10 protein-coding genes are annotated in these 14,322 nt (G+C 64.4%); all 10 read right to left on the bottom strand.

Annotation, left to right across the window (positions count from 1 at the left end; all coding sequences use genetic code 11):
• The 10 genes from HB675_RS18405 to glgA all read right to left on the bottom strand — a co-directional run bounded on the left by HB675_RS18405 (window position 1) and on the right by glgA (window position 14,256).
• Window positions 1-789 carry an endonuclease/exonuclease/phosphatase family protein gene (locus HB675_RS18405; RefSeq protein ID WP_345945778.1) on the bottom strand — a complete coding sequence of 263 codons (789 nt, stop codon included), beginning with the start codon at window positions 787-789 and terminating at the stop codon, window positions 1-3.
• Between the two features lie 60 nt (window positions 790-849).
• Complete coding sequence (locus tag HB675_RS18400) at window positions 850-1,449, bottom strand: SAM-dependent methyltransferase (protein WP_213880137.1); 600 nt, start codon at window positions 1,447-1,449, stop codon at window positions 850-852.
• Entirely contained in the window at window positions 1,446-2,204 is a 759-nt protein-coding gene (locus HB675_RS18395) for a PIG-L family deacetylase (protein WP_213880135.1), read from the bottom strand. Before HB675_RS18395 ends, HB675_RS18400 begins: the two co-directional genes overlap by 4 nt.
• Window positions 2,201-3,202, bottom strand: coding sequence for an acyl-CoA dehydrogenase family protein (locus HB675_RS18390; protein WP_213880133.1), 1,002 nt, complete (start codon window positions 3,200-3,202; stop codon window positions 2,201-2,203). The genes HB675_RS18395 and HB675_RS18390 overlap by 4 nt, the downstream gene beginning before the upstream one ends.
• The gene (glgX, locus tag HB675_RS18385) at window positions 3,199-5,358 is read right to left on the bottom strand and encodes a glycogen debranching protein GlgX (protein ID WP_213880131.1); all 2,160 of its coding nucleotides are present in this window, start codon (window positions 5,356-5,358) and stop codon (window positions 3,199-3,201) included. Before glgX ends, HB675_RS18390 begins: the two co-directional genes overlap by 4 nt.
• A 183-nt stretch (window positions 5,359-5,541) precedes the next feature.
• A complete protein-coding gene (locus HB675_RS18380) occupies window positions 5,542-5,949 on the bottom strand; it encodes a DUF2934 domain-containing protein (protein ID WP_213880129.1) in 408 nt (135 codons plus the stop codon).
• Window positions 5,950-5,963: 14 nt separating this feature from the next.
• On the bottom strand, window positions 5,964-8,783 hold the full coding sequence (locus HB675_RS18375; protein WP_213880127.1) for a malto-oligosyltrehalose synthase: 2,820 nt from the start codon (window positions 8,781-8,783) through the stop codon (window positions 5,964-5,966).
• Complete coding sequence (malQ, locus tag HB675_RS18370) at window positions 8,780-10,861, bottom strand: 4-alpha-glucanotransferase (protein ID WP_213880125.1); 2,082 nt, start codon at window positions 10,859-10,861, stop codon at window positions 8,780-8,782. The genes HB675_RS18375 and malQ overlap by 4 nt, the downstream gene beginning before the upstream one ends.
• The gene (treZ, locus tag HB675_RS18365) at window positions 10,858-12,672 is read right to left on the bottom strand and encodes a malto-oligosyltrehalose trehalohydrolase (protein ID WP_213880123.1); all 1,815 of its coding nucleotides are present in this window, start codon (window positions 12,670-12,672) and stop codon (window positions 10,858-10,860) included. The genes malQ and treZ overlap by 4 nt, the downstream gene beginning before the upstream one ends.
• A gap of 18 nt (window positions 12,673-12,690) precedes the next feature.
• The gene (gene glgA / locus HB675_RS18360; RefSeq protein WP_213880121.1) at window positions 12,691-14,256 is read right to left on the bottom strand and encodes a glycogen synthase GlgA; all 1,566 of its coding nucleotides are present in this window, start codon (window positions 14,254-14,256) and stop codon (window positions 12,691-12,693) included.
• Between the last annotated feature and the right edge of the window lie 66 nt (window positions 14,257-14,322).

Genomic DNA, 14,322 nt, shown 5'->3' with positions numbered 1-14,322 from the left:
CTACAAGTGCACCTCGACCGCCAGCGGCAGGTGGTCCGAGAGGTGGGTCCACGGCTTGTTCCCCAGAATGCGCGGCTCATGACTGGTGGCGTTGCGCAGGTAGATTCGATCCAGCCTCAATAACGGAAACTTCGCCGGATAGGTCTTGGCCAGTTTGCCATGGTGGCGCTCGAAGGCTTCATGCAGATCAGTGCTTCGTCCGAGGGTGGCATTGCCCTGCAGTTTCCAATCGTTGAAATCCCCGGCAATGATCACCGGCTCATCCGCCGGCAATGAATCCAGTAACTGACGCAGGAGCACCAGCTGCTGCTGACGGTGGTTTTCCAGCAGCGACAAGTGCACGCAGATCGCATGCACCTCATGGTGCCCCGGCACCTGCAGAACGCAATGCAGCAAGCCTCGTCGTTCTGGTCCGGTGATCGACACGTCGAGGTTGCGGTAGCGCAGGATCGGGTATTTGGACAGCAGCGCGTTGCCGTGATGACCGTCGGGGTAGACCGCGTTGCGCCCATAGGCGAAATCGCTCCACATGGTGTCGGCAAGAAACTCGTACTGGGACATCTGCGGCCAGTTGCTGAAGCGCGAAGCATGACCCTCGTGACCGCCCAGCACTTCCTGCAAAAACACCAGGTCGGCCGAGGTGCTGCGCACCGCCTCGCGCAGCTCGGGCAGGATGAAACGCCGGTTGAAGGTGGTGAAACCCTTGTGGGTGTTCACGGTCAGCACGCGCAGGCAATGCACAGGCGGGGCGTGGAGGGGCAGGCTGTCGAGCTTGATGTCAGGGTTCACGGCGGCGCTCTTTGATCCAGGTCCTTGTCTATTCCGACTGGCCCCAGTCGCAGGAGTTCGTCATGACAGGCCTTCGTGAGCGGCCACCGAGCGCGGATCGCGGCTCCACAGGGTCATCACGAAATCGGCCTCTTGATGATTCAGCAGCTCGGTCAATCCCATACGCGCCTGCAAACGGCCGTGAATCTGATCGCCGGTGAATTCGCAGCCGGTGATCGGCTGGCGCCAATGGCAGGCCAGCAGTTGTCCCTCTTCGCTCAAGGATTGAAGGGCCAGCACCGTCACACGGTCCAAGGCTTCACTGTCGAGGTAGTAGCCGATTTCATTGAGCACGATCAGGTCGAAGGTTCCTTCGGGCCACTGCTCGGGCTGGCGGCTCTGAATCACCTGGACATGGGCCAGGCCATGCAGGCGCTGGCGACTGAGCGCCACGGCAGGGGCCGCTGTGTCGCTACACAGCAAGGCGTCGCAACGCTCGGCCAGGGCGGCGCTGGTTTCACCGGTGGCACAACCGGGTTCGAACACCGAGCGGTAGCGTCGGCGCGGCAGGCAGGCCAGCAGCAGGGCCCGCTTGCGCTGTTCGTACCAGCGCTCGCGCATGGCCCAGGGGTCGTCGCTGAGCTGGTACAGCGCTTCGAAATAACTGTCTTCGACACTCACAGGAACACCACCTCGAAAGGCCGCAGCAGCCGGTCAAGCACATAGGGCGCCAATACCGGCGCCAGGCCGATGTCGGGGTCGCCCTGTAGCTGGCTGGCAAAGGCATGGGCAGCATGGCGCTTGCGCGCGATTTGCGCAGCGCCGAGCACCAGCCGGCGCGCACGATGCCAAGGGATCAGGCTGTCCTCGGGGCTGGCCCAGTGCCAAGTCCAGATCGGCAGCTCGTGGAACTGGCAGCCGCAGGCCTCTGCGGCCTGATGGCTGGCACGGCCGACAGCCTCATGATCGCTGTGACCGTCTTCGCGCCATGTGCTGAACACCACATCGTTCGGTCGCAGATAACGCTTGAGAAACGCCAGCAGCCTGGGTTCTTCCCTGGCTACGCCACTGTCGGAAAAACCGCCCCTCAGCCATTGCAGGCTGTGCAGCGGCAGGCCCAGACGATGCAGGGCCTGGGCACTTTCTTGAGGACGCACCGCGCTCAGGCGCTGCGCCGACCAGCGCTGAGAGCCCGGGTGGCTGGCGCTGCCGTCAGTCACCGAGATGATCAGGATCGGCCGGCCCAGTTCGGCCAATTGCTGCAGCAGGCCGCCGCAGCCCAGCACTTCGTCATCCGGATGCGGGGCAATGATCACAGCGCGCTGGTCGTCGGCGACCAGCTCGGCGGCGTCGATGTCGCGCAGGTCGGCCAGATGCACCGAGGTATTCCAGGCTTGCAGCGAAGTGCCGCTGCCAACGATCGGATTGGATCTCATAGGGACCACGTCCTTGTCGGGGACACGCGCAGCAGTTGCCCGAGCGCGGCCAGGTCACGCTCGGCGTGGCTCTGCCGGACGAACACCGGCAGGTCAGCGATCAACCGAGCAAAGGGAAGGTTTTGACAGTAGGGGCCGGCGCCCAAGGCGCGGCCGGTGTGGTGAATCACCTGTTCCACGGCGTGTTCGACCACGGCCCGCACCCGACGGGCGAGCAGTTGGCAGTCGGCGCCAGGCTCAAGGTCGATCTGCTCGGCCGCCTCGCGCAACACGCAGCCGGCGCCATACAGCGCCGTGTCGACAGCGCCCAGATGGGCGAGGGCGTGGGGTTCTTCGCGTTGCTGGCAGTGCTCCTGCAAGACCTGCCCCAGACGGCGAGCGGCGCCGAACCAGCAGGCGGCTATGCCCACGCCGCCCTGCCAGAACCCCGGCCGCGTGAGGTATTGTTCGGGCCCGCCGACGGCTTGGGCGTGTGCACCGTCGAAGACCACCTCGACGCTGCGGGTGCGGGCCATGCCCACGGCCTGCCAGCCTTGATCCGTCACCTCGACGCCCGGCTGGCGCAAAGCCACCGCCACCAATTGTTGCCGACCCTCGACATCGGTGGCTGTCAGCAGCGCATGGGAGAGTACGGCGGCGCCGGAGCACCAGGCCTTGCGGCCATGCAGTTGCAGGCCGCCGTTCACCTGCCGGGCTTCCAGCCGCGGACCGCCCGCGCACCAGGTGCCCCACGTGGCATCCACTGCAACTGGCGCGTGCTCAAGTTCGGCCAGGATGGCCAAGGCATCGGTGTGGCCCTCATACAATTTGCACAGGGCCAGATCATGCCCGCCGACCTCGGCCAGTGCGCGAAACCGCGCCAGGGTCTGGCCGCCACCCGGCAGGGGCAGTTGGTCGAGGCCGTCGCGGCGCAGGTCGCTCAGGCATTCGCCCAGCGCCACGACATCGCCATAGTCGCCGGTCGAGGCCCGCAGCCAAGGAGCCAGCCGGTCGATCATGAGTCTTCGTCCCTGATCAGCTCCATCAACAGCAGGGAACGCCCGGTGACCATGAAGTGGCTGCCGAAGGCCAGATGCTCGTTGCCCTTGAAGCCCGGCCGATTGGTGTCTACCAGGCAATTCCAGTATTGGCCCTCGGGGACCTCCGGCAAGGTGAAGTTGACCACGTCATGGTGGGCGTTGACGATCAGCAGCAGGGTGGCGTCGGCTCCCGGGCGCAGGATCCCGCTGGGCTGCGCGCGGCCGTCCAGCAACATGCCCAGGCAGCGGCCATGGCTTTCCTCCCACTGCTCGGTGGTCATCTCGTTGGCGTCCGGCGCCAGCCAGGTCACGTCCTTGACACCGATGGCCTCGTTGTACTCGCCCACCAGAAAGCGGTTGCGCCGCAAGATCGGGTAGGCCATGCGCAGTTTGACCAGGCGCTGGACGAACTTGAGCAGGCTTTCACCTTCGGCATCCAGCGCCCAGTTGACCCAGCCGATCTCGCTGTCCTGACAATAAGCGTTGTTGTTGCCGTTCTGGGTGCGGGCGAACTCATCGCCGGCCACCATCATGGGCGTGCCCTGGGAGAACAGCAGGGTGGCGAAGAAATTGCGCATCTGACGCAAGCGCAGAGCGTTGATCTGCGGATCGCCAGTGGGGCCTTCCACGCCATGGTTCCACGACACATTGTTGTTGGTGCCGTCCTGATTATTCTCGTCGTTTTCTTCGTTGTGCTTGTGGTTGTAGGACACCAGGTCGCGCAAGGTGAATCCGTCATGGGCGGTGACGAAGTTGACTGATGAATAGGGCCGCCGTCCGCGCTGGTCGAACATTTCCCCGGAGCCGGTCATGCGCCCGGCAAAATCCGCCAGCTGCCCGTCGTCGCCTTTCCAGAACGCCCGGACGGTGTCGCGAAAGCGGTCGTTCCATTCCGCCCAGCCCGGCGCGAAGCGGCCCACCTGATACCCGCCGGGGCCGCAGTCCCAGGGCTCGGCGATGAGTTTCACCGAGCGCAGCACCGGGTCTTGGCGGCACGCCACGAGGAAGCTGTGCCGCTCCGAGAAGCCATCGTGATAACGCCCCAAGATGGTCGCCAGGTCGAAGCGAAAGCCGTCCACGTGCATCTCGGTGGCCCAATAGCGCAGTGAGTCGGTGACCATTTGCAGGACGCAGGGGTGGCTCAGGTCCAGGGTGTTGCCGGTGCCCGAGTCGTTGATGTAAAAGCGCTTGTTCTCGGGCATCAGGCGGTAGTAGGAGGCGTTGTCGATGCCGCGCATGGACAGGGTCGGGCCCTGCTCGTTGCCCTCGGCAGTGTGGTTGTAGACCACGTCGAGAATCACCTCAAGACCCGCGTCATGCAGGTGCGCGACCATTTCCTTGAATTCGGCGACCTTGCCGCTGGCCAGGTAGCGGGCGTGCGGTGCGAAGAAGGCGATGCTGTTGTAGCCCCAGTAATTGTTCAGGCCTTTTTGCAGCAAGTGCTGATCGTTGACGAAACCGTGGATGGGCAGCAACTCGACCGAGGTCACCCCCAGGCGCTTGATGTGGTCAAGCACCTCCGGCACGGCCAGCCCGGCGAAGGTCCCGCGTACGGCCTCGGGCACGGCCGGGTGGCGCATGGTGAAACCACGTACGTGGGTCTCGTAGAGAATGGTCTTGTCCCACGGCACATTGACGCGCTCGTCCCGGCCCCAGGTGTAGGCGGGGTCGATCACCTTGCATTTGGGGACATAGGGGGCGCTGTCGCGCTCATCGAAACTAAGGTCGCCGTCGGGGTGACCGATGGTGTAGCCGAACAATGACTCCGACCATTTCAAGCCGCCCACCAACTGTTTGGCGTAGGGGTCGATCAGCAACTTGTGGTGGTTGAAACGATGGCCGTTTTCCGGGTCGTAAGGGCCATACACACGGTAGCCGTAGATCAGCCCGGGGTGGGCGTCGGGCAAGTAGCCGTGATAGATCTCGTCGGTGTATTCGGGCAGTTCGATGCGCTCGAGTTCGGTTTCACCGGCGGCGTCGAAGATGCACAACTCGACTTTGGTGGCGTTGGCCGAAAACAAGGCGAAGTTGACCCCCAGGCCGTCCCAGCTGGCGCCGAGCGGAAAGGGCAGCCCCTCACGGATACGCGACGGCTCGCTGGCAGGACGTTGCACGGGTTTCTTTGGTCGACTCATTATCAGTCCTTTTCGAGGATGCTCGGCTTGAGCGTGGGACCCAGGCCGCGAAAAACCTGGCTGTGAATCGCGCGCACGCAGAGCTTGCTGGCCTGGGGACAGAGGATCGATCAGAGCGGGCCTCGTTGAGGGAGGTGGCAGGAGGCAACCGCGGCTGACTGCCAGCCGCGGTGAAAATGTGCCTCAGCTCGCTGGCGGCTTTTTCGCGGCGGCGGGCTTTTTCGCTGCGGTCGGTTTCTTCGCCGCCGTTGGAGCGGCAGGTGCTGTGGCGGCAGGTGTGCTGTCAGCTTTTACAGCGGTCGATTTGGCCACAGGCTTGGCTTTGGCCGGCGCCGGCTTGGCCGCACTGGCTGCAGCGGCAGGCTTGGCCTTGGCTGGCGCTTTGGGCGCCGCCGGCTTGGCTTCGGCGGCGGGCTTGGCTATGGCTTTAGCCGGCGCCTTGGCCTTGCTCGGTTTGGTCGGTGCCAGCGCCTCGGCCTCGGCCAGTTTGCGGGCCATCTCCCAATGGCGATCGCCCTGACCTTCGGGCTGCCCTTCGGACTCCCAGATCTGATAGGCGAATTCGCGAATACGTTTGTCTTCGGTACTCATTTCCACGCTCCTGATCACAGCTCACTAATGACAAAAAGATTGACAGGAAACTCCCTCAACGCACTGTCCAGTCGCAATGTTCTCTCTGGTGTGACTGCACATTGCGAAAAAAGTCCCTTCAAGTTGTACAGCTGTCCACTGGCAGGCCTTCTCTTCTCCGGCGTGACGCCCTCTGGCAACTGGACGTGGGTGTCCCCCCACTGTTGCGCCACTATCAGCGGCGTGTGGCCGTCGGCCAACAGACTGCTGGCCAAGCGCGGCACGATGACGATCGCCAGTTGGTCCTCCCACCTTCTGGCAAAAGCCAATACCTTGTCGGCCTGTGCTCCGGACACCGTCAGCGGTAAATAGCTGCCCCTGGCAAACAACTGCGCATGCTGCTCGCGACAGTGTAGAACACGTGTCACCAGTGCCTGCTTGATTGCACCGGCCTGCCAGTCGATCAGTAGTTGTTCGCACGACAGGTCAGCCTGAAGGGCCTGGGCCCGAGCGGGGTAATCGACGGGACGGCGGTTGTCCGGGTCGACCAGGCTGAAGTCCCAGAACTCATCGCCCTGATACAGGTCTGGAATGCCCGGAACGGTCATGCGCAACAGCGTCTGGACCAGGCTGTTGAGGGCGCCGGCCGGGGCAATGGCGGCCACGGCCTGGGCGATGGATTGGCGCAATGGCAGCCCGCTGTCCTGTAGCAGCAGTTGCTCCAGAAAGCCTTTGCAGATCGCCTCATAGCCTTCGTTGGGCGCGCTCCAGCTGCTGACCAGCTTGGCCTCGCGCAGGGCCTTCTGCTGCCATTGGTAGAGCCGCTCGGCGTATGCCTCAAGACCACTGCGGTCATCGGCGGCCAGCCCCAGCGGCCAACTGCCCAGCAGCGTCTGGTAGAGCATCAGTTCGTCACCGCCGGAGGGCGCGATACCGTCACCGAAAGGCTGCTGCAACGGTTGCGCGAGGTTGTGCCAATGGCGCACCTGGTCGGCATACCACGCACCGCGTTCACTCAGCACCGCCAGGCGTGCGCGGGTATCTTCGCCGCGTTTGTGGTCATGGGTCGCGGTGGCCAGCAAATTGTCGGGGAAGGTGCGCAAGCGCTCTTCGCAGGCCTCGTTGAAGGCCTCGGGCGAGCCGCTGAAACGTTCGGTTTCAAAACCTACGTCATTGCGCGAAAGCAGTACGGCAGAACGATAGAACGCGGTGTCTTCTACCGCTTTGGCTGCCGATGGCGAGGTCAGTTGCTGGAAGCGCACGCAGGCATAGCGCAGCAACTTGCGGGTGCGACCCGGTGGGGTCTGGCGCCAGGTCTGATCGCCGAACCAGCGTTGCAGGTAATCCAGTGCCGGCCAGTCCGCTTCGCCAAGTGTGGCGCGGGCACCTTCCATGGCCTGCTGGAAGAAGCCTTCATCCTCGGCCGGTCGTCCGCATGGGCCAATGTAGGTGCGGTAGACCGGGTAGTGGACGATCAACGCTTGCAGCGCCCGGCGAATCGCCCCCAGGGTCAGGTCGCGGCTCATCAGGTCACCACGGGCCACCAGCAGCAAAGCCTGGGCCACCGACTCGAAGTCGCCGGCCAGCGAGCCATTGAGTACCAGGTGGCGGGCCGTCAGGGCCTCCTCGCCAAAGTCGGCGGTGCGTCCGCTCAGTTCGCTCCAGAGCAAGCCCAGCGGTGCGGAGCCGGCCGGGTCGTGTTGCAGCAGCGAAACCTGGTTCATGAACTCGTAGCCGGTGGTGCCATCCACGCCCCAGTCTCGGTGCAGGCGCTCGCCGCTGCCGAGGATCTTTTCGACGTAGATCGGCAGCCGCGTCAGCGCCGCCTCCGCTGGCCGCTGGGCCAGTAGAGCGTTGACGCGGCGGCGCAGCTTGCGGCAATAGCCCCGTGGGTCGGCCAGGCCGTCGATGTGGTCGATGCGCAGGCCGTCCACCAGCCCTTCAGCCACCAGTTGGAAGATCTTGCCGTGAGTGGCTTCGAATACCGCCGCTCGTTCGACCCGCAGGCCGCCCAGTTCATTGACATCGAAGAAGCGTCGCCAGTTGATGTCGTCGGCCGCGGTGCGCCAGCTGGCCAGGCGGTAGTGCTGACGTTCCAGCAATTTGTGCAGGCGATTGAAGCCGCTCTCGGTCGATGAGTCGTAGTGGGCGATGATCCGTTCGATAGCCGCTTGCAGGTCCTGTTCGAGCACCTGTCTGGCCAGCTCCGCGCGCAACGGCTTGGCCTGGGCCCAGGCGTCGCGCTGGTCGCGCAACTCGCTGAACGCCTTGGCCAAGGCCTCGAGCCCAGGCTCCTCGGCCGCGCTCAGCAGCGCCGGGTAGTCCAGCGGGCAGAGGGGGAATCGGTGTTCGTAATGTTCGACGAAAAACGCGCCGGTCTCGCCATCGAAGCGCAGCGGCAGCGTGCCTTCCTGCAAGGCGATGCCGTAGTCGGTGCCCAGGAACGGCAGCAGCAGTTGGCCCTCGAGCAATGGATCGGGGGAGTGCCACTGGATGTCGAAGAACTCGGCGTACGGGCTGCGCCGGCCCCATTCCAGCAGGTCCAGCCACCAGGGGTTATGGGCGCCGCCGACCGCCATATGGTTGGAGACGATGTCCAGGATCAGCCCCATGCCGTGCTGACGCAGCGCGGCCACCAACCGGCGCAGGGCGGTTTCACCGCCCAGTTCCGGGTTGATAGTGGTGGGGTCGACCACGTCGTAGCCGTGCATGGAGCCGGGGCGGGCCTTGAGCAGCGGCGAGGCGTACAGATGGCTGATGCCGAGCTGCTTGAAATAGGGCACCAGCGGCACCGCGTCATCCAGGGTGAAATCCTTGTGAAACTGCAGCCGCAGGGTGGCTGTCATTGCTGTCATCGATCACGCTCTTGGGCTTGTTGTCGGGCGCATGCCAGCAGCTCCAGGCGGCGGGCAGCGTCGGTGTCGTCCAGCAGGGTGGTGACAGGCGCGCTGTAGCGGCGGCGCCAGTTGGGATGGCTGTCGATGGTGCCGGGCAGGTTGGCCTGCTCCTCGATGCCCAGTGCGTCGTCCAAAGGCAACAGCACCAAGGGCGCGCGCGTGTGGCCGAGGAAGCGTACGCTGGCGTCGATCATCTGCTCGATCTCGTCCCCCTCACTGCGAAAGTTCTGCGGGTCGTTGGCCAGCAGGTGCCTGAGGCCGCGACGCTCCTGTTCGCGGGTGACGCGCCATTGCTGCTCGGTATCGTGATTGATCAGTTCCAGTTTGTGGTTCCAGTCGATATCCCGGGCGCGCCACCAACCGTTAAGGGTAGGCAAGTCATGGGTGGTGCTGGTGGCCAAGGCGTCGTCGGGCCAGTCCAGGATCGGTTTGAAGTGGCCCGTATGGGTTTGTTCGAACAGCAGCACGCGCATGCCCAACATGTGCCGCGCGGCGAGTTTTTCCCGCAGGCCGTCCGGCACCGTGCCCAGGTCTTCGCCAAGCACGATGGCCTGGTGGCGATGGGATTCGAGGGTCAGCAAGCGCAACATGTCGTCGATAGGGTAGTGCAGGTAGGCGCCATCGCTGGGGGGCACGCCCACTGGAATCACCCACAGGCGTTGCAGGCCCATGACGTGGTCGATGCGCAAGCCGCCGGCATGCGCGAAGTTAGCCCGGAGCATCTCGATGAAGGCACGAAAGCCGTTGCGGATCAGGCCCTCGGGTGAGAAGGCGGAGATGCCCCAGCCCTGGCCTGAGCGGTTGAGAATGTCAGGCGGTGCGCCCACGGTCAGTTCGCTGAGCAGCTCATCCTGGAAGCTCCAGGCCTGGCTGCCGGCACCGTCGGCGCCCACGGCCAGGTCCGCCACCAGACCGATGCGCATGCCGGCGCTGCGGGCCGCGGCCTGGGCACGGGTCAGGCAGCGGTCCACCAGCCATTGGCAGAAGGCGTGAAAGCCCACCTCCTCAGCGTGCTCACGGGCGAAGCGGGCGATGGTCGGACTTCTCGGGTCGTGCCATTCGGTCGGCCACTGACGCCAGTCCAGGCTCTCGCCGGTGCGAGCGCGTTCGGCCTGCAGGGCTTCGAAACGGCAGTGGTTTTCCAATGCTTCGCCGCCGGCGTGGCGAAAGCTGCTGAAGTCGTTATTGAGCGGATGCTCGCCGCTGACAAAGCCGTCATACAGGCTGCGCAGCAACTGCTGTTTGGCGGTGGCCGCGGCAGGCCAGTCGATCAGCGGCAACGCTTCCAGGTGCTGCAGCGTCTGGCCCAAGCCGGCAGCGTCGATGGCGGCGCGCACGGCACGCTCGCCGAGAATGCTGCCAGGGGCTGCGTACAGGCTATTGAGGAAAAGCCGGCTGGAGGGCGAATAGGGGCTGTAGCGCGTGTTGTCAGCGGTGCACATGGCGTGCATCGGGCTGATGGCCAGCGCATCGGCGCCTCGTTCGCCGGCGCTGCGCACCAGGGATTCGAGGGCCTGGGTGTCACCGAAGCCGCCATCGCCTTCGCGGCGCAGGCTATAGAGTTGCGCGCTCAGGCCCCAGGCCCGGGCCGGATCGTTGCCCACGGCATCGGCGACGCTGTAGCAGCGCTTGGGCGCCACGGCGAGCGTGAAGTGGCGGCCGTCGGCGCGCACGTCCTGATAACCCACCGGGATCATGCCCGGCAAGCCGGCGTGATCGTCCAACCGCAGGTCCAGGGTAGAGCCGTCTTCCAGGTGGACCTGGCAAGGGGTACCGGGTTTGAAGTAACGGTCCAGCGCCACTGACTGGCCATAATCGGCGGTCAGCAAGGGCGGCAGGCGATGGCCTTCGCGCAGTTGGGTCAGCTCGTCGAGGCTGGCACTGATGTCTTGCTCGCTGTCGGCCGCGTGGCCGAGCCCGGCCAGCACCTTGCGCAAGACGTCATCAGTGACCCGCTGGTGGCGGCCGTTGGCATCCGTCCAATCGACCGCGATACCGGCCAGTTGCGCCAATGCGTGCAGGGCTGTTTGACTCATGTTCGATCTCCGTGGCCGGGCGTCATGCTGACCTGGGCGGTCAACGCGCCCAGTGATCCATCCGTGGGAGTGGCCTGTGCGGCGGGGCGGCTGTCGAATAGCAGATGTTCGGCGGCCACTGGGTCCACGAGCACGGCGTCGCTGCTCAGGTTCAGGTCAATGCGCAGCAGGCTGCCGTCGCCCATGCGCCAGCGCGCACTGACCACGCCCTCCGCCAGCACCGTGCAGCCCTCAGCCATGCTGCCGGGCAGGCGCGGGACGATTTCGTCGCGGCGCAAAGCCAGCAGTTGGCGATAGAGCTGCACCCAGGGGCCATCCTGCTGGAAGTCCAGCTCCTCGAAGTGCGGGCGCGAGGCGTGGAAGGTGTCGCTGTGGTTCGGGTCCGGGATCTGCGCGCGCTGCGTGGCGTCCTGAAACGCGGCAAACGCCTTGAACTCTTCCCGTCGGCCTTTGCGCACCGCTTCGGCCAGTTCGCCGTGGTGGTCGGTAAAGAACAGGAACGGCTCGTCGCTGGCCCATTCATCGCCCATGAACACCATGGGAATCATCGGTGACAGCAACAGCAGGGTGGTGGCGGCGCGCAAGGCCGGTTCAGAGCACAGCTGGCTGAGACGTTCGCCAAAGGCGCGGTTGCCGATCTGGTCATGGTTCTGCAGGAACAGCACGAAGGCGGTGGGCGGCAGGTGTCCACTGGGTTCGCCACGTTGCTCGCCATGGCGGTTGACATGGCCCTGATAGACGAAGCCCTCGCTCAGGCACCGGGCCAGTTTGCCGGTGGTGTCTTGCGCGTAGTCTTCATAATAGGCCTCCGTTTCGCCGGTCAGCAGCACGTGCAAGGCGTTGTGGCCATCGTCGTTCCACTGGGCGTCATAGCCTTGCTGCATCAGGCTGGCCTGGTTGTGTTCGTTCTCCAGGGTCAGGTAGACATGCCGGCCTTCAGCCACCGAGCCGCGAATGCGCTTGGCCATTTCGCCCAGAAAGTCTGGCGACTCGATGGCGTGTACTGCGTCGAAGCGCAGGCCGTCGAAGCGGTATTCATTGATCCACATCAGCGCGTTATCGATGAAGTAACTGCGCACTTCGGGACGGCGAAAGTCGATGGCCACGCCCCACGGGGTGTGCTTGTCGTCGCGGAAGAATTCCTTGGCGTAGGCGCCCAGGTAATTCCCGTCCGGGCCGAAGTGGTTGTAGACCACGTCCAGAATCACCATCAAGCCGTGGCCGTGGGCCGTGTCGATCAAGTGTTTGAGCTGCTCGGGGGTGCCGTAGGAGGCCTCGGGTGCATAGGGCAGCACGCCGTCATAACCCCAGTTGCGCGCGCCGGGAAATTCGGCGATCGGCATCAGCTCGATGGCGGTGATGCCCAGCCCCGCCAGACGGGCCAGGTGCCGCTCCACGGCCTCATACCCCCCCAACGTGCCGATGTGCAGTTCATAGATGACCGCCTCATGCCAGGGGCGGCCCTGCCAATGCGGGTGTTGCCAGGTGTAGGCCTGGGGGTCGACCACCCTGCTGGGGGAGTGGACATCGCTCTCCTGAGCGCGGGATGCGGGGTCCGGGACCTCAAGGTCGTTGTCGATGGCGTAGCGGTAGGTACTGCCGGCGCGGCTGGCCGTCTCGACGACGAACCAGCCGTGTTCCTGCGCGAGCATCGGCACCGAGAGCGGCGCCGTGTCCTGTTGCCCTGCTTGCAGTGGATAAAGCAGGAGGGTGACCTGTTTTGCATCCGGAGCCCACAGGGCGAACCGTGTGTGCTCCTTGTCCAACATGACCGCACCGTGAGACCAGGTTTCAGTTGTCCGTGCCGGCATCGATGAAACCTCTTCTATTCAGTGTTTTTCAGTGGTGCTCACCGCGCGACGCACCAGGTCTTCATACAGCTCGGCATACGGTTCCACAGCCTGGCTCCAGTTGAAGGGTTGGGTCATCGCCCGGCAACGCATGGCATTGAGTAGCTCGGGTTTTTCAAACACGTAGAAGGCTCGGCGCAGGGCTTCTTCGTAGCTCTCGATGGAGGATTCCTCGAACAGAAAGCCGGTCACGCCGTCTTCGATGGTATCGGCCAGACCGCCAGTCTTGCGCGCCACCGGCAGCGAGCCGAAGCGTTGCGCGTACATCTGGCTCAGACCGCAGGGTTCATAGCGCGACGGCATCAACAGGAAATCGCTGCCGGCGAACATGCGGCGTGCGTCGGTTTCGTTAAATCCGATGCGGACGCCGACCTGGCCCGGGTAGCGCAGCGCCAACTCGCGCATGGCCTGTTCTTCTTCCGGCTCGCCACGGCCAATGATGATGATCTGGCCGCCTTGCTCGACAATGAATTCGGTCACGCCGATGGTCAGGTCCAGGCCTTTCTGGAACACCAGCCGCGAGACGACGGCAAACAGCGGCCCGGTGGAGGCTTGGAGGCCGAACAATTCGCGGATGGCATCGGCGTTTACGGCCTTGCCTTCCCAGTCGTTGAGGCTGAAAGGGCAGACCAGGTGCGGGTCGGTGGCCGACTCCCAGCTTTCGTCGATGCCGTTGGGAATGCCGCTCAGCTGGCCGTTTTGAGCCTTGCTGCTGAGAAAACCGTCCAGGCCGCAGCCGAATTCCGGCGTGGTGATCTCTTCGGCGTAGGTGGCGCTGACGGTGGTGATATGGCTGGAATAGGCCATGCCGGCCTTGAGGAACGATAGCTTGCCGTAGAACTCCAGCCCGTCTTGATTCAAAGCGTGGTCGGGGATGCCCAGTTCGGGGCAGCAGGCACGGCTGACCACGCCCTGGTAGGCGAGGTTGTGAATGGTGAACAGGGTCGGCGTCGACAGGCCGCGCCATTGCATGTAGGCCGGGGTCAGGCCCGCGGGCCAATCATGGGCGTGAACCAGGTCGGGTTTCCAGTGGACCATACCCTGGCCACCGGCAATTTCTGCGGCCGCCATGCTCAGGCGGGCGAAGCGGATATGGTTGTCCGGCCAGTCGCGGCCATTGTTGGCGCCGTAAGGCGTGCCGTCGCGCTCATAGAGCTCGGGGCACAACAGTACGTAGATTACCAGACCGTCAGGCATGTCCATTCGACCGATCTTGCAGGGGGGCAGTGCGGCATGGCCACCCAGCTCGCCCACGACATGGATCGGATTCTCGCTGTTGACCACTTGCGGGTAGCCCGGGATCAGGACCCGCACATCGTGCAGCGGACCCATGGCCCGAGGCAGTGCGGCGGACACGTCGCCCAGCCCGCCGGTCTTCACCAGGTCGGCAATTTCCGAGGTCACGAACAGGACTTTCTTGCGGTTGGGGTTCGGCCGGGTCTCGGCCTGAAGTACCTTGCCCGTCGACGCAACCACCGCGATCACAGGCTCGTTGGCCTGCCGATTAAAACTCTCTCCATGCGTCTCGACAGCGGCACTGATCATTGTTATCTCCCGTGAAATAGGCTGGCTCTTTGCGGTTCTCATCCTTTCCGCTGTCAGGCGCACAAG

This window comes from Pseudomonas sp. dw_358 (assembly GCF_018449655.1).
Classification (GTDB): Bacteria; Pseudomonadota; Gammaproteobacteria; order Pseudomonadales; family Pseudomonadaceae; genus Aquipseudomonas.
Note: the sequence above shows the minus strand (reverse complement) of the source record. Positions and strands in the feature narration are given on the sequence as shown.